17 protein-coding genes and 1 pseudogene are annotated in these 14,059 nt (G+C 64.3%); 5 read left to right on the top strand and 13 right to left on the bottom strand.

All coding sequences use genetic code 11. The features are described 5' to 3' along the window. Positions 1-304 precede the first annotated feature (304 nt). The 3 genes from A3E77_RS18335 (at position 305) to A3E77_RS18325 (ending at position 2,770) form a co-directional block, all read left to right on the top strand. Entirely contained in the window at positions 305-1,039 is a 735-nt protein-coding gene (locus A3E77_RS18335) for a response regulator (protein WP_293648753.1), read from the top strand. Continuing rightward, positions 1,036-2,382, top strand: coding sequence for a sensor histidine kinase (locus tag A3E77_RS18330; RefSeq protein ID WP_293648750.1), 1,347 nt, complete (start codon positions 1,036-1,038; stop codon positions 2,380-2,382). The genes A3E77_RS18335 and A3E77_RS18330 overlap by 4 nt, the downstream gene beginning before the upstream one ends. Positions 2,383-2,455: 73 nt before the next feature. Beyond that, positions 2,456-2,770, top strand: a complete 315-nt coding sequence (locus A3E77_RS18325) for a hypothetical protein (RefSeq protein WP_293648747.1) — start codon at positions 2,456-2,458, stop codon at positions 2,768-2,770. A 25-nt stretch (positions 2,771-2,795) separates the two neighbouring features. Here A3E77_RS18325 and A3E77_RS18320 read toward each other — a convergent pair whose 3' ends face one another. From A3E77_RS18320 to A3E77_RS18290, 7 genes are all read right to left on the bottom strand, one after another. Then, complete coding sequence (locus A3E77_RS18320; RefSeq protein ID WP_293648744.1) at positions 2,796-3,596, bottom strand: acyl-CoA thioesterase; 801 nt, start codon at positions 3,594-3,596, stop codon at positions 2,796-2,798. Positions 3,597-3,603: 7 nt separating this feature from the next. After that, positions 3,604-4,779 (bottom strand): saccharopine dehydrogenase family protein, encoded by a 1,176-nt coding sequence (locus tag A3E77_RS18315; RefSeq protein ID WP_293648741.1) that lies wholly within the window; start codon positions 4,777-4,779, stop codon positions 3,604-3,606. A gap of 65 nt (positions 4,780-4,844) precedes the next feature. After that, positions 4,845-5,357 (bottom strand): DoxX family protein, encoded by a 513-nt coding sequence (locus tag A3E77_RS18310; RefSeq protein WP_293648738.1) that lies wholly within the window; start codon positions 5,355-5,357, stop codon positions 4,845-4,847. A gap of 72 nt (positions 5,358-5,429) precedes the next feature. Then, positions 5,430-5,984, bottom strand: a complete 555-nt coding sequence (gene dcd, locus A3E77_RS18305) for a dCTP deaminase (protein WP_293648735.1) — start codon at positions 5,982-5,984, stop codon at positions 5,430-5,432. 39 nt (positions 5,985-6,023) lie between these two features. Further along, positions 6,024-6,473, bottom strand: a complete 450-nt coding sequence (locus A3E77_RS18300; protein WP_293648733.1) for a cytidine deaminase — start codon at positions 6,471-6,473, stop codon at positions 6,024-6,026. Beyond that, positions 6,470-7,225, bottom strand: a complete 756-nt coding sequence (locus A3E77_RS18295) for a GH25 family lysozyme (RefSeq protein ID WP_293648730.1) — start codon at positions 7,223-7,225, stop codon at positions 6,470-6,472. Before A3E77_RS18295 ends, A3E77_RS18300 begins: the two co-directional genes overlap by 4 nt. Positions 7,226-7,227: 2 nt before the next feature. Beyond that, positions 7,228-7,725, bottom strand: a complete 498-nt coding sequence (locus A3E77_RS18290; RefSeq protein ID WP_293648727.1) for a UPF0262 family protein — start codon at positions 7,723-7,725, stop codon at positions 7,228-7,230. Positions 7,726-7,852: 127 nt separating this feature from the next. Between A3E77_RS18290 and A3E77_RS18285 the strand changes: the two genes are divergently transcribed. Together A3E77_RS18285 and A3E77_RS18280 are read left to right on the top strand one after the other, a co-directional pair. Then, positions 7,853-9,364 carry a replicative DNA helicase gene (locus tag A3E77_RS18285; protein WP_293648724.1) on the top strand — a complete coding sequence of 504 codons (1,512 nt, stop codon included), beginning with the start codon at positions 7,853-7,855 and terminating at the stop codon, positions 9,362-9,364. Beyond that, the gene (locus tag A3E77_RS18280) at positions 9,361-9,780 is read left to right on the top strand and encodes a hypothetical protein (protein WP_293648721.1); all 420 of its coding nucleotides are present in this window, start codon (positions 9,361-9,363) and stop codon (positions 9,778-9,780) included. Before A3E77_RS18285 ends, A3E77_RS18280 begins: the two co-directional genes overlap by 4 nt. Here A3E77_RS18280 and A3E77_RS18275 read toward each other — a convergent pair. The 6 genes and pseudogenes from A3E77_RS18275 to astD form a co-directional block, all read right to left on the bottom strand. Beyond that, a complete protein-coding gene (locus A3E77_RS18275; protein WP_293648718.1) occupies positions 9,777-10,577 on the bottom strand; it encodes a phosphoadenylyl-sulfate reductase in 801 nt (266 codons plus the stop codon). The genes A3E77_RS18280 and A3E77_RS18275 overlap by 4 nt on opposite strands. Next, complete coding sequence (locus tag A3E77_RS18270; protein WP_293648715.1) at positions 10,570-10,983, bottom strand: DUF934 domain-containing protein; 414 nt, start codon at positions 10,981-10,983, stop codon at positions 10,570-10,572. The genes A3E77_RS18275 and A3E77_RS18270 overlap by 8 nt, the downstream gene beginning before the upstream one ends. Further along, positions 10,976-12,607 carry a nitrite/sulfite reductase gene (locus A3E77_RS18265; RefSeq protein ID WP_293648712.1) on the bottom strand — a complete coding sequence of 544 codons (1,632 nt, stop codon included), beginning with the start codon at positions 12,605-12,607 and terminating at the stop codon, positions 10,976-10,978. The genes A3E77_RS18270 and A3E77_RS18265 overlap by 8 nt, the downstream gene beginning before the upstream one ends. Before the next feature lies 1 nt (position 12,608). Next, positions 12,609-12,905: a DUF2849 domain-containing protein gene (locus tag A3E77_RS18260; RefSeq protein ID WP_293648709.1), complete on the bottom strand. Its 297-nt coding sequence runs from the start codon at positions 12,903-12,905 to the stop codon at positions 12,609-12,611. Beyond that, positions 12,902-13,690, bottom strand: a complete 789-nt coding sequence (cobA, locus tag A3E77_RS18255; protein WP_293648706.1) for a uroporphyrinogen-III C-methyltransferase — start codon at positions 13,688-13,690, stop codon at positions 12,902-12,904. The genes A3E77_RS18260 and cobA overlap by 4 nt, the downstream gene beginning before the upstream one ends. A gap of 165 nt (positions 13,691-13,855) precedes the next feature. Continuing rightward, positions 13,856-14,059 (bottom strand): annotated as a pseudogene (gene astD, locus A3E77_RS18250) (succinylglutamate-semialdehyde dehydrogenase); the annotation flags it as partial.

The raw sequence follows: 14,059 nt of genomic DNA, 5'->3' as shown, positions 1-14,059 counted from the left end.
GGCGACAAGGCGGTCAGCCAAGCCGAGTTCCAGACTGCCGCACTGGCGCGGTTCGACGCGGCCGACGCGAACAAGGATGGTCAGGTCAGCGTAGATGAACGCCAGGCCCAGCGTGGCGCATGGCGCGCCCGGCGCGGCGCGCCGCCGGCGGCCCCCGCGGGCGAATAACCATTTGGCAGGGGTCGACAGTCACGCGCAGGCCATCCCCCCTCCCGGCATTGCCTTTGTTGCCGGTCCCTGCCAGCTATCGCCCATCGGCCTTCGCGGCCGGTGGGCGAACTAGCATCTTTTTGACGGAACCCGCATGACCGACAGCGACACGCCGCGCATCCTGCTGATCGACGACGAACCGTCGATCCGCGAGCCGCTGGGCGAATATCTGGCCGCGCAGGGTTTTGCGGTGACCGACGCCGCAAGCGCGGCCGAAGCGCGCTCGGTGCTGCGCGCGCAGACGGTTGACCTGGTGGTCAGCGACATCATGATGCCCGGCGAGGACGGCTTGTCGCTGACGCGCCACCTGCGCGAGACGAGCGGCATTCCGGTGATCCTGCTGACCGCGCGCGCCGAAGATACGGAACGGATCATCGGGCTGGAAATCGGCGCTGACGATTATGTCGTCAAACCGTTCAATCCGCGCGAACTGGTCGCGCGTATCCGCACTGTGCTACGTCGCACACAGCAAGGCGGCCGTGCGCTCGATCGGGGCGGCACCTGCTATGCATTCGGCGACTGGGTGCTGCGCGAGGTGGAGCGCGTGCTCGTCGATGCCGACGGCAACGAGGTCGCGCTGTCGTCGGGCGAATATCACCTGCTCCACGCGCTGGTGCGCCATCCCAGGCAGGTGATGAGCCGCGACCGGCTGCTCGACCTTGTCCGCGGGCGCGAGGCCGATATTTTCGACCGCGCGATCGACAATCTGGTCAGCCGGCTGCGCAAGAAGATCGAGATCGATGCCGCGCATCCGCAGATCGTCAAAACGGTCTGGGGCGGGGGCTATACGCTCGCCTGCGAAGTCCGGCGCATCGGCGCCGCCGCATGAAATTGCGCCTGTGGCCTCGCAGCCTGATCGGGCAGCTTGTCTTTTCGGTCGCGGTGATCCTGTTCGTCGCCCAGGCGATCAATTTTGCCTTGCTCGCGCGCGGCCAGAAACAACAAACGCTTGCCCATGGCGGCGGTATGGCCGTGGCGCGGATCATCGACGCGATGGACCGACAAGAACGCGGTCTGCCGGAAATCAGCGGTGGACGCGGACAGCCGCACCGCCTCCGGCGCGAGCCAAAAGTCTGGATCGACCCGATGCCGCCGCCGCTGCCGAAACGCGCGATTCCTCTCGCCGACCTGGCGGCCTATGTGGACAATTTGCTGACGGAAGCGAACATTCCCGCCCAGGATGTGCAGGCGTGGGTGTTGCCGCAGCCTCCCCGCATCGGCCGGACGCGATTGCCCGGCCGGACCGTGCTGGTGGCGGCGAAAATCGACGGAAATTATTACGGCGTGCGCAGCCGAGTGCCGTCGAGCGGCAATCGCTTGCAGGGTTTCCTCGTCTGGCAGACGCTGTCGCTCTATCTGCTGCTGCTCGTCCCGATCATGCTGATCGCCTATCGCGCGGCGCGGCCGTTGCGCGATCTGACGCGCGCGGCGCGGGCCAATCCGGCGCTGCGCAATGCCGAACCGCTCGAAGAGGAAGGCCCGTCCGACGTGCGCGACCTGATCGCCGCGTTCAACGCCTATCGAACCCGCATTGCGACGATGCTGTCGGACAAGGACCGAATGCTTGGCGCCGTGGGGCATGACCTGCGCACGCCGCTCGCCAGCCTGCGCGTGCGCGTCGAAGGCGTTGCGGACGAGGTGCTGCGCGACAAGATGATCGCGAGCATCGACGAGATGACCGCGATGCTGAGCGATATCCTGGCACTGGCGCGCTCAGGGGCCGGGACCGAGGCCCAAGAATGCGTCCCGCTGCGCGAATTGATTGGCGAACTCGTTGCCGATTATCGCGAGCGCGGTAAGGATGTGGCGACCGGGGAGATTGCCGACGTGTCTCCGCTGGTCCGCCCGATGCTGCTCAAGCGGGCGCTGCGCAACCTGATCGACAATGCCGTTGCTTATGGCCGACGCGCCCGGCTGTCGGTTGCGGTGCAGGGCGGCGCGGCGCGGATCATCGTGTCGGACGACGGCCCCGGCCTGACCGACGAGCAGATCCGGACGCTGGTCGAGCCCTTTGCGCGCGGCGAACAGTCGCGCAACCGGGCGACCGGCGGCGCCGGACTGGGCCTGTCAATCGCGCGCGATATCGCGGAAGGCGAGGGCGGGGCGCTAACATTGGCGAACCGCGATGGCGGCGGGCTCGACGCCGTGATCGCACTGCCGCTCGCGAATTAGCGATGGTCGGCTTTGCCGCTTCAATCCATGTTCAGCTTCGTCCGGTTACGGTCTTCCGACAAGGAGGACGGCCATGCTCATCCGTTTGATTTTCCTGAGCGCATCGGCGCTGATATTGACCAATGTGCCGGCGTTCGCCGACCCAGGCGACTATCGTTATGATTATAGCAAGAAGCACATGGAGACGCGCGCCGATTGCGACAAGAAGCTGTATGAAGCGAAGGATCGCCGCGAATACCGCCAAAAGGCCGCCGAATGCGACCGTGAACTGGCGAAGCTCGACCATGAGCGGCGCCGCGAGGCCGCGAAGGAGCGGCACGAGGCCGAGAAAAAATGGCGCGAGCGCGATCGTGACGACCGGCACCACGCTGACCATTGGGACGACTGACGCCCGCGGCGCGCCGGCTAGGCGATCAGACGTAGATCGCGATCGCCTGACTGCCGCTGAGGATGGGTTCGCCCGCACGATTCCACAGCATCATGTCCTGCACCGACAGGCCGTGCCTGGCATAGCCGGTCTTTGCCGACAGCAGCCACCAGCCGTCGTCGGTTGACGGGGCGCTGGTCAGCATGTTGACTGTCCAGTTCATCGAACTGATCGGCCCGAACTGGCTGAACAGCGCCATCGCGGCGGGTGGCAGCGCGTCGCCCATCGCAAGCAGCGCGACCGCGGGATGACATGCGGGCTCCTCCACGAAACGCACCCAGGTCAGATATTCGCCGACTTCGCTTTTCCATCCGAACCGCGGTCCCGTGGTTGGCCGCATGTCGAAATGGCGGACAAAGGATGGCCGCGCATGATGTTCGGGCACGGGCGCCAGCGTGTCGGGATCGGGCGCCTCGGGCATCGTCAGCCGGCTGTGGTCGAGATGACTTTGGCGGTCGGGCGAAAAAGCGAAAACCGCGGCGGTGCCAAACCCCTGGTCACTTGATACGCCGGCGTCGATGAACAGGCTCGATTTTGACTGGCGCAGGACGCGCGTTGCGACCGTGCAGTCGCCCCCGACAGGCCCGACGAAGCTGATCTGCGCGTAACGCAACGGCGTTTCGGTCGGATGCAGCGCCATTGTTCCTGCCAGCGCGACCGCCGAACTGATCCCGCCATAGGCGGTGCGGCCCTGCATCCAACCTTGGTCGATATGGGCCTTCGCTATTCCGTCTTCGGTGCGCAGCGTGGCGAGCAGCGCGTCGAGCGCGCTGGGAGAGGTCGTCATCTTGTCCTTATTCCTCTAGTCGGAAGGTCAAGCCGGCGTTCGCGGTCAATCGTTCGATCAGCGCATCGCCAAGCAGCGCCCCCGGCGTCCAAATGCCGCCCGGCCCCTTGTTCGCGAGCAGCGCAATGCCCGTTTCGGCCAGCATCTTCGACGTCGAGCCATAGCCGGGGTCGCGGTCGCCCTGGACGCTGGCGCGGATCGTCGTGCCGTCTTCATATTCGCCGATGAACAATATGTCGTAGAAACCGTTTTCGCGCTCTTCCTTGCTCGGGCCGTCGCCGGGCTTGATGCTCGGGTCAAAGGGATTCGCCTTTGCCATCGCTTCGGCCATCGCCTTGCCGGCATCACCAATCGTCGTCATCACCATTTCGTCATAGACCAGGTCGGCACCCCATGGGTGGCCGAGCAGGAAATTGGTGCGGTGGACATTCTTGGTGTTGATCGGAGCCATGACGAAGGGCGCGGTCCAGGTGCCGGTCGCGCTGTCATATTCGGGGACCAGCCCCGTCGGCTGCGACGGCCCCTCAAAACCGGGCGTGAGCGCGAAACTGGACTTGAGCAGCAGCGCGAGGGACGGCTTTTTGGCGATGGCCTTCAAGGTTTCGGTAAGGCTGGCGATCGTGCCGCCCGATGCGCCGCCTGCCATCTTGCGGACGCGGCCTTTGACGCGCGGGGCGGGTTGGCCGTGGCGTCGGACGGCTTCGGCCTGCAAGAACAGGACGCCCAGATCGAACGGAATCGAATCGAACCCGCAGCTGAATGTGATGCGCGCGCCCGAAGCCTTGGCCGCGGCTTCCTGTTCGTCGATCATCTCGCGCATCCAGCCGGGTTCGCCGCAAAGATCGGCATAGGCGGTGCCCGCCTTGACGCAGGCGGCGACGAGATCGCGCCCGTAGAGCTGGTACGGGCCGACCGTAGTCAGGACGACCTGCGCGCGCGCCGCCATCGCGTCGAGGCTGGCGGGATCGCTGGCGTCGGCAACGACCAGCGGGGTATCCTCGGGCGCACCGACCAGCGCGCGAACCTCGGCCAGCTTGTCGGCGCTGCGCCCCGCCATCGCCCATTTTGGCGCATCGGGGCGGCTAGCATAATGGGCTGCCAGATATTCTGCCACGAGGCGGCCGGTAAAGCCGGTTGCGCCATAGACGATGATGTCGAACTCGCGCGCTTTTGCCACGACCATCCTCCCTTTACGTAAACGTCAAGGAGACGCTAGCGCAGCGGCGAAAGCTTGCCAAGCGCGAAGCGTCAACGACGCCAGAAGGGGCGTTTTTCGGCCGCGGGGGGCGGTGCGACCGCTTCAGCGCGCCCCTCGGCGCGGGCCGCGCGCAATTCGGCTTCGCTTGCATGTTGCTGCGCCCGGTGGGCAGCCAGCTCGTCGCGCCGGCGCTGGCGCAGCGCGTCATAGCTCCAGCGCGTGTGTCCATAGCCGAACAGGCACAGCAATCCGCCCGCGATCGCGAGATTTTTCATTGCCGCCATCGCCTGCATCGGATCGGTGAACTCGCGGTGAAAGAAGAGGATGGTGGCGAGGACGAAGCCCGCGAGCAGGATGGATACCAGGCGTACGGCAATGCCGAACGCAATGCACACGCCCGCGATCATCTCGAACAGGCCGACCGGAATGGCAAGACCGCCGGGCAGACCGGCGGCTGAGATCATCGCACTGGTATCGCTGACGTGGATCAGCTTGTTGATGCCCGATATGATGAAGATAACCGCGATGAAAAGGCGGCCGATGAAGACGGCGATCATGGACATGAAGATTCCTTCCCTGGCGTGCCCCGTCCGCTTGTGCCGACAGGACGCGCGGGAAGGCGGTCGGGTTCCGCGTTACAGCTTGGGCAGCGTCACGCCCTTTTGCCCCATATATTTGCCCGCGCGGTCGGCGTAGCTCGTCTCGCACGGCTCGTTGCCTTGCAGGAACAGGAACTGGCACGCGCCTTCATTGGCGTAAATCTTGGCGGGCAGGGGGGTGGTGTTGGAAAATTCCAGCGTCACATGCCCCTCCCATCCGGGCTCGAGCGGGGTGACGTTCACGATGATGCCGCAGCGCGCATAGGTCGACTTGCCGAGGCAGATCACGAGCACATCGCGCGGGATGCGAAAATATTCCACCGTGCGCGCGAGTGCGAAGCTGTTCGGCGGGATGATGCAGACATCGGTTTCGCGGTCGACGAAATTTTTCGGGTCGAAATCCTTCGGATCGACGATGGTCGAATCGACATTGGTGAAGATCTTGAATTCGGGCGCGACGCGCGCGTCATAACCATAGGACGACAGGCCGTAGCTGATGCAGCCGTCGCGGCGCTGCGCCTCCACGAACGGTTCGATCATGCCCTGCGTCCGGGCGGCTTCGCGAATCCATTTGTCGGAAAGAATGCTCATGCCGCTGTCTTGTCGGTCCTGCGGGTCTTGCGCAAGCGGTCAGTCGAGGAGGCCGAGATCCTTTGGCCCGAAGGCCGCCGGAAGCAGCTCGCTGAGCTTGTAGCTGTTCACTGTCTTGCCGTCGCCCGACGCGCAATGAACTAAGATGTCCCTCTCCGACCGCTCGGCGGCTTCGTTGAGGATCTGGCGGCAACGGCCGCACGGATTGACCGGATCGCTGCCGATCAAATTGTCGCCATCGGGCCGCCCGCCGATGATCGCGACTTCGGCAAGCTCGCCGATCCAGCCTTCGTTGGCGATCTTCGCTATCGCTGTCGTCTCGGCGCAGAGGGTGAGGCCATAGCTCGCATTCTCGACATTCGCGCCCGTGACGACGTCGCCGTTCTTCAGCAGCAGTGCTGCGCCGACATGAAAGCCGGAATAGGGGGCATAGGCGCGGGTTGCGGCGTCGCGCGCGGCGGCGATCAGGGCTGCGAGCGTGTCGCTCATCGCATATCTCCTTCGGGGCGGACGACGTTCCAGCCAACGGTGCCGTCGGCGCCGGATAAGCGGACATAATTATTGGCCTGCCACATCGCCCAGGGGTGGGCGCCATAATCGGGTTCAAAGAAATCGCGGCGCAGCCAGGTCGTGCGCGCAATGCCCCGCGTCACCTTGTAATCGCTCTCGAACGCGGGGCCGGGCGCGATCAGGCTGCGCTTGCCCATATGCGCCTCGATCTGCGCCAGAAAGGTCGCGAGTTCGGACAATAGAAGCGCGCGCGTCGGGCGGTCCGGACAGCGATCGTCATAGTCGAGCCAGACAACGGCGGGCAGCGCATCGGCGCGGCGCGGCACGTGGCGGATAAAATTGGCGGCCTGGTCGGTCGCGAGCTGACACAGGCTGTAGCGGTGTATTGCCCCCGCCTGCACCCCGGCGTCGCGGGCGTCGGTCATGTTTCGCACGAACTGCGGGTCGACGCGCCGGGCGCCATCGGTCGCCATGATATAGGCGAAATCTGCGCCGGCCGCCTTGATCGATCCCCAATGGACATCGCCGTTGCCTGCGTCGATCGTGACCCCCTGCGTCGGATAGAGCCCGCGATCGGGAACCCAGCGCGCCGCCCACCAGAGCGCGAGGCCCGCAGCGAGCAGCAACAGTGCGATGGCGGCACCAATCCGCCGCAGCGTGCGCGCGACGGCGGCGCGCCATGTGTCGGCGGCCTGTGCCGACTTGCCACCGCGGATTGCCCCCGTCGCCATCGTCAGCCCTTGATGTGCAGCACGCAGATCAGCGTGAACAGCCGCCGCGCGGTCGCAAAATCGACCGCGATCTTGCCGTCGAGCCGGTCCATCAGCATTTCGGCGGCTTCGTTGTGCAGCCCGCGCCGCGCCATATCGACGGTTTCGATCTGCTGCGCGGTCGCGGTCTTGATCGCTTGATAATAGCTGTCGCAAATCGCAAAATAGTCCCGGATCGGGCGGCGGAAACGGCCCAGGCCCAGGATGATCGCTTCGAGCGGGGAGCCGTCTTCGCGCGATATTTCAAAGATCAGCCGACCTTCCTCGACACGTAGCATCAGGCGATAGGGGCCTGCATAGCCGTCGGGGTGGCCGCGTTGCGGCACGAATTTATTATCCTCGATCAGGTCGAAGATCGCGACGCGGCGTTCCTGTTCGACATCGGGGTTGCGCCACACGATCGATCCCTCGTCGAGTTCGACCGAAATGATCCGTTGTTTCGAGGGGTCCGCGTCAGCCATGCTGTCCGTGCTTCTACTTGCGCTGCGGCGAAGGGCAAGCCGACTTATTCACAGCATTCCACAGTTATGTTAGCGTGTGCGGTATCGCCGGTTGCGCCATCCAAGGCGGCGCCGCATGAAGGTTGCCATGCCAGAACTTGCCCTGATACCGACCCCGGCCAACACCGGGGATGAGCGCCAATTACCCCGGAATATCGAGGCCGAGGCCGCGTTTCTCGGCGCAATCCTGATCGATAACCGAGTCGTCGAGGACCTGCCCGTTGCGCTGACCCCCGACCATTTTTTTGAACCCCTCCACGGGCGTATCTTCCAGCAGACGATGGCGCTGATCGAACGCAACAGCATCGCGACGCCGGTGACGCTGAAGCCCTATTTCGAGGCCGACGAAGCGATGAAGGCGGTCGGCGGGGTCGGTTATCTGGCCCAGCTAACCGGCAGCGGCGCCGGGCTGATCGGCGCGCGCGACTTCGCGCGGCAGATTTTCGACCTGGCGTTGCTGCGCGAACTCGTCGGGGTCGGGCGCGGACTTGTCGACAATGCACTCGACACCAGCGAAAGCGTCGATCCGCAATCGCAGATCGAGGAAGCCGAAACCGCGCTCTACCGCGTCGCCGGCGGCGAGGCCGAGATGGGGTCGGTCAAAAGCTTCAACCAGGCCAGCCTGACTGCGCTGCAAGCCGCCGAGCGCGCGCTCAACTCGGGCGGGCATTTGTCGGGGATCACGACCGGGATCGGCAGCATGAATGCCAAGATCGGTGGCATGCACAATTCGGATTTGATGATCCTCGCCGGCCGCCCTGGCATGGGGAAGACCTCGCTGGCGACCAATATTGCCTACAACGCCGCCGAACGGTTCCGCCGCGACGAGGATGACGGCATTCCGCCCGAAAAGAATATGGGCGCGAAGGTCGCGTTCTTCAGCCTCGAAATGTCTGCCGACCAGCTTGCGACGCGTGTGCTGGCGGAACAATCGGGCGTGTCGGGCGAGGCGCTGCGCATGGGCAAGATCAGCAAGGAGCAGTTCCAGCAACTGAGCCGCGCCGCGCAGGCGCTCCAGACGCTGCCGCTGTTCATCGACGATACGCCGGGCCTGACGATCGCGGGACTGCGCACGCGGGCACGGCGTTTGCAGCGGCGCCACGGCATCGGCTTCGTCATCGTCGACTATCTCCAGCTATTGCAGGGGTCATCGAAAAGCGGCGATAATCGCGTGCAGGAAATTTCGGAAATTTCCCGCGGGCTGAAGACGTTGGCAAAAGAACTCAATGTGCCGGTGATGGCGCTGTCGCAGCTCAGCCGTGCAGTCGAAAGCCGCGAGGACAAGCGCCCGCAGCTGTCCGACCTTCGCGAATCGGGATCGATCGAACAGGATGCCGACATGGTGCTGTTCGTGTTCCGCGAAGATTATTATGTCGCGGCGCGCGAACCGAAACGTCCCGTCGAGGGTGACGATGTGAAGATCCACGCGCAACATGAAGAATGGGCGGCGGAGATGGAGCGCGTTTTCGGACTGGCCGAAGTCATCGTCGCGAAATCGCGACACGGATCGACCGGCAAGGTGCGCCTGCACTTCGAGGCGAAGACGACGAAGTTCAGCGACCTTGCCGATGATAGCCAGGCGTTCGAGGATTATGAATGAGCGGCCGAAGCGCTTCCGAAACAGCCATCCTTGAGCTTGCCTTTGAGCCCTATGGCGAAGAATTTCTATTCTATCGCGACCGCTATTCGTCCGGAATTGCCGTTTCCGCCCAAGAGCGCGACGAGTTTCTGAACGCCGGGTTTTGGGAGCGAAGGAAGTGGGTGAGCGAGGTTAAACGTCGATTCCCGGCCGAGCCGCCTCGTGATGGTAGGCAAGTGGTTCAGCATCTACGCGCCGCAATGCCGCGACGCTTTATTTTGATTTCAGCGGTCTTCGCGCCGCTGTGTGTCATCGTCGCTCTCGGTGCAGACACCCCGATCTGGCAAAGCGCGATCTGGCTGATCGTCGGCCTGTTCTTTGCCTACGGCGGCGTCGCGAATATTGTCGCGCGATGGCAATCCCGGCGTTCGGCCTAAAATGCCGGGTCGTTCGCCGGATCTTCGCCCAGCGGCGTCACTTCGGTGTGGATGCCGCATTCGGTCTTGTCCCAGCCGCGCCAGCGACCCGAGCGCGGATCTTCGCCCGGCTGGACTTTCGACGTGCAGGGTGAGCAGCCGATCGACGGATAGCCTTGCGATTCCAGCGGGTGGCGCGGCAATTCGTGCGCGGCAAAATAGGCGTCGAGCTGTTCGCGCGTCCAATTGGCGAGCGGGTTGAATTTGAGTCGGCCGGTCGATCCGTCAAGCTCGAAGCGGGCGAGGCCTTGCCGCGTCGATGACTGGAAACCCTTGCGCCCGGTGATCGAGGTGTCGAAATCGGTCAGCGCTTTTTCGAGCGGCTTGACCTTGCGGATTTCGCAGCAGCCATCGGGGTCGTAGGACCAGCGCAGATCGGTCGCGTCCTTTGCCGCAAGGTCCTCGGCATCGGGGGTCAGGTTGACGATGTTGAGCCCCAGCTTCGCGGCGAGGGTGTCGCGATAGGCCAAGGTTTCGGGGAAATGCTTGCCGGTGTCGAGGAACAGCACGGGCATGTCGGGTGCCGCCTGCGTCACCAGATGCAGCAGAACGGCACTTTCAGCACCGAAGCTGGAGACGATCGCGGTCTCGCCCAGCAACCCGGCGCCAATCACGCTCGCGACGACTTCGGCGGCGTCCTGGCCGCGGAAAAGGTTGTTGAGCCGGATGACGTCGGCCTGGGTGAAGCGCGGCGCCACGTCGATCCGGTCGCGGGTTCGGTCGGCGCCTTGGGGTAGAGAGGTGTTCAAATCAGCCATGCCTTAATTTCCATATCGGCACCGCGCCGTCGGCGGCGCCCTGATAATGTTCGGGCCAGCGCGCCAGCGCCGCCTCGACGTCCGCAGGATTAAGGTCCTTTTCGGGCGCGAAGCTGTCGAAACCGCAGCGCTTCATATAGGCGATCTGGTCGACCAGCACGTCGCCCTGCGCGCGCAATTCGCCCGTGAAACCGGCCTCACGCAGGATCCGCGCCGACGAATAGCCGCGGCCGTCGCGGAATTTCGGAAAGGCGACCTCGATCAGCTTCAGCCTGTCGAGAAAGGGGATCAGCGCGCGGGCATCTTCATCGGATTCGAGCCGCACCGCGGTCGCATTCGACTGTTCGAGAAACGCATCGAGCGTGACGCAGGGTTCTTCGCCATCGGCTTGCAGATGCTCAACCATAGATCGCCTCCTTGAACGGGGCCATGCCGACGCGGCGGAAGGTATCGACGAAACGTTCGCCATCGGTGCGTGTCGCAAGATATTTGTCGGTGACGCGCTCGATCGCATCGACGATGCCATCTTCGTCGAAGCCGGGGCCGGTGATCGTGCCGAGCGACACGTCCTCGGCGCCCGATCCGCCGAGCAAAAGCTGGTAATTCTCGGTGCCTTTGCGATCGACGCCGAGGATACCGATGTGGCCGGCATGATGATGCCCGCAGGCGTTGATGCAGCCCGAAATCTTGAGCTTGAGCTCGCCGAGTTCCTTCTGGCGGCCAAGATCGGAAAAGCGCGCCGCGATCTTCTGCGCGACGGGGATCGAGCGCGCATTGGCGAGGCTGCAATAATCGAGCCCGGGGCAGGCGATGATGTCGCTGATCAGGTCGAGGTTCGGCGTTGCGAGGCCCGCGGTGTCGAGCGCCTGCCAGATGGCATAAAGATCGGCCTTGCGGACGTGCGGCAGCACGATGTTCTGCGCATGGGTGACGCGCAGTTCGTCATGGCTGTGTTTTTCGGCAAGATCGGCCATCAGGTCGATCTGCGCCGAGCTGGCATCGCCGGGGATGCCGCCGACGGGCTTCAGGCTGATGTTGACGATCGCATGGCCCGGCACCTTGTGCGCGGCGACATTCTGGTCGACCCAGACCGCGAAATCGGGATCGCTGCGGTCGATGTCATCGGGCGCCGAGGCGTCGAGCGCGGGCGGTGTGAACTGCTTGGCGATGCGGTCGAATTCGGCCTTCGGCGGGTCGATGCCGAGCGACTTTACATGCGCCCACTCTTCCTCGACCTGGCGGCGATATTCGTCGGCGCCCAGCTCGTGGATCAGGATCTTGATGCGCGCCTTGTAGATATTGTCGCGGCGGCCGTAGCGGTTGTAGACGCGCAGGCATGCCTCGGCATAGCTCAGCATGTCGTCGAGCGGCACGAAATCCTTGATCAGCGGTGCGATCATCGGGGTGCGGCCCATGCCGCCGCCGACGTAGAAAGCGGCGCCGTGCTGCCCGTCCTTTTCGACGATCTGAATGCCGATGTCGTGGAGGCGCATCGCCGCGCGATCTTCCTCTGCGGCGATGACGGCGATTTTAAACTTGCGCGGCAAATAGCTGAATTCGGGGTGGAAGCTCGACCATTGGCGGAGCAGTTCGGCCCACGGCCGCGGATCGGTGATTTCGTCGGCAGCGGCGCCGGCCCATTGGTCCGAGCTGATGTTGCGGATGCAATTGCCGCTCGTTTGGATGGCGTGCATTTCGACCGAGGCGAGGTCTTCGAGGATCGCGGGCGCATCCTCCAGCTTGATCCAATTATACTGGATATTCTGGCGCGTGGTGAAATGGCCGTAATCGCGGTCATATTTACGCGCGATATGCGCCAGCATGTGCATCTGGCGGCTGTCGAGCGTGCCATAGGGCACCGCGACGCGCAGCATATAGGCGTGGAGCTGGAGATAGAGGCCATTCATCAGCCGCAGCGGCTTGAACTGGTCCTCGGTGATTTCGCCCGCGAGGCGGCGGCGCACCTGGTCGCTGAACTCCGCGACGCGCGCTTCGACCATCGCATGGTCATATTCGTCATATTTATACATATCAGATCACCCAGTCGCCGGCGTTCGGATCGGCAGGTTTCAGTGTCAGGTCGGGGCGCACGGTCGGACCCAGCGCGCGGATACGGTCCTTGATGTGCGCGGGGCGGGGGCCGTCGGGGGTTTGCTCGCCGGCAATGATATAGGGCGCGTTGACGCGGCGCGCGCCTTCCTCGGCGGCGAGGATCGCCTCGCCATGCTCGCCGACATCGGCGGCGTCCTCGATATGCAGCGACCAGTCGGCGCCGGTCCACCAGGTGACAAATCCTGTTTTCAGGTCATTGCCGGTCAGCAGTTTCATGTAAAATTCCCCAATTTTTCAGCAACGCCGGGGGCGCCAAGACAGTCGAGCGCATCGGCGCGCGCCGCGACCTTGCCGACGATGATCAGCGACGGGCTCTGGACTTTCTCGCGTGCGACGAGGTCGCCAAGGTCGGTGAGGAGGGTGCGCAGGACGCGGGCATCGGCGGTCGTACCGCGCTCGATTACTGCCACGGGCAGGGCGGGCGATACACCGTCAGCGATCAGCTTGTCGGCGATGGCGCTGGCGGTGGCGAGGCCCATGTAGATGACGAGGGTGCGGCCATGGCCCGCGAGGCCCGACCAGTCCTGATCGGTCAGATCCTTGCACTGGCCCGCGACGAAGCTGACCGCGCTGGCGTCTTCGCGGTGGGTGAGGGGGAGGCCCGCCTGCGCCGCGCAGCCCGCCGCCGCGGTGATGCCGGGGACGACTTCCACTGCGATCCCGGCCGCGCGCGCCGCGTCGAGCTCCTCGCCGCCGCGACCGAAGATGAACGGATCGCCGCCTTTCAGGCGCACGACCTGCTTTCCGGCAAGCGCCTCGTGGACGAGCAGGTCGTTGATCAACTCCTGCTTCATCGTGTGACGGCTGCGCTGCTTGGCGACGCTGATCCGCTCGACGTGCGGGGGGATCATCGCAAGCACGCCATCGCCGACTAGGCCATCATGCACGACCAGATCAGCACTTGCGAGCAAGCGCGCGGCGCGCAGCGTCAGCAGGTCGGGATCACCCGGACCGGCGCCGACGAGCCACAATTTGCCCGCAAGAGGGAGAGGCTTTTCCATACACGATAAATGATGGTGCAGGCCGTGATTGGCAAAGCAGCCTTTATTGACGCTGGTGAAGGTAAAATTGCCTCCGCCATCGTCTTCACCCCGGACTTGATCCAGGGGCCATCGCTTCGTCGCCGGAATGAATGCCGAATCAAGTCCGGGGCGAGGAAGATGCGGCTACAGATATTTCTTGGTGACCAGCTGCGATCCTTCGGGATCGCGCAATCCGACGCCGATGGACGCCCGCATCGCGTCGCTTTCGCTGCTCGCGACCGGATAAGCGCAATAATCGGCGGCATAGAAGGCGCTCGGCCGGTGGTTGCCCGACAGTCCGATGCCGCCGAAAGGCGCGGCCGAGGACGCGCCGTTGGTCGGGCGGTT

This window comes from Sphingopyxis sp. RIFCSPHIGHO2_12_FULL_65_19 (assembly GCF_001830555.1).
In the GTDB taxonomy this organism is placed as follows: Bacteria; Pseudomonadota; Alphaproteobacteria; order Sphingomonadales; family Sphingomonadaceae; genus Sphingopyxis.
The sequence above is the reverse complement of the archived record's forward strand: the minus strand, read 5'-3'. Positions and strand labels throughout refer to the sequence as shown.

Excerpts from the sequence above, each read along its gene's own strand:
- A3E77_RS18335 (WP_293648753.1), top strand. The coding sequence starts at position 305 with ATGACCGACAGCGACACGCCGCGCATCCTGCTGATCGACGACGAACCG.
- A3E77_RS18330 (WP_293648750.1), top strand. The coding sequence starts at position 1,036 with ATGAAATTGCGCCTGTGGCCTCGCAGCCTGATCGGGCAGCTTGTCTTT.
- A3E77_RS18325 (WP_293648747.1), top strand. The coding sequence starts at position 2,456 with ATGCTCATCCGTTTGATTTTCCTGAGCGCATCGGCGCTGATATTGACC.
- A3E77_RS18320 (WP_293648744.1), bottom strand. The coding sequence starts at position 3,596 with ATGACGACCTCTCCCAGCGCGCTCGACGCGCTGCTCGCCACGCTGCGC.
- A3E77_RS18315 (WP_293648741.1), bottom strand. The coding sequence starts at position 4,779 with ATGGTCGTGGCAAAAGCGCGCGAGTTCGACATCATCGTCTATGGCGCA.
- A3E77_RS18310 (WP_293648738.1), bottom strand. The coding sequence starts at position 5,357 with ATGTCCATGATCGCCGTCTTCATCGGCCGCCTTTTCATCGCGGTTATC.
- dcd (WP_293648735.1), bottom strand. The coding sequence starts at position 5,984 with ATGAGCATTCTTTCCGACAAATGGATTCGCGAAGCCGCCCGGACGCAG.
- A3E77_RS18300 (WP_293648733.1), bottom strand. The coding sequence starts at position 6,473 with ATGAGCGACACGCTCGCAGCCCTGATCGCCGCCGCGCGCGACGCCGCA.
- A3E77_RS18295 (WP_293648730.1), bottom strand. The coding sequence starts at position 7,225 with ATGGCGACGGGGGCAATCCGCGGTGGCAAGTCGGCACAGGCCGCCGAC.
- A3E77_RS18290 (WP_293648727.1), bottom strand. The coding sequence starts at position 7,725 with ATGGCTGACGCGGACCCCTCGAAACAACGGATCATTTCGGTCGAACTC.
- A3E77_RS18285 (WP_293648724.1), top strand. The coding sequence starts at position 7,853 with ATGCCAGAACTTGCCCTGATACCGACCCCGGCCAACACCGGGGATGAG.
- A3E77_RS18280 (WP_293648721.1), top strand. The coding sequence starts at position 9,361 with ATGAGCGGCCGAAGCGCTTCCGAAACAGCCATCCTTGAGCTTGCCTTT.
- A3E77_RS18275 (WP_293648718.1), bottom strand. The coding sequence starts at position 10,577 with ATGGCTGATTTGAACACCTCTCTACCCCAAGGCGCCGACCGAACCCGC.
- A3E77_RS18270 (WP_293648715.1), bottom strand. The coding sequence starts at position 10,983 with ATGGTTGAGCATCTGCAAGCCGATGGCGAAGAACCCTGCGTCACGCTC.
- A3E77_RS18265 (WP_293648712.1), bottom strand. The coding sequence starts at position 12,607 with ATGTATAAATATGACGAATATGACCATGCGATGGTCGAAGCGCGCGTC.
- A3E77_RS18260 (WP_293648709.1), bottom strand. The coding sequence starts at position 12,905 with ATGAAACTGCTGACCGGCAATGACCTGAAAACAGGATTTGTCACCTGG.
- cobA (WP_293648706.1), bottom strand. The coding sequence starts at position 13,690 with ATGGAAAAGCCTCTCCCTCTTGCGGGCAAATTGTGGCTCGTCGGCGCC.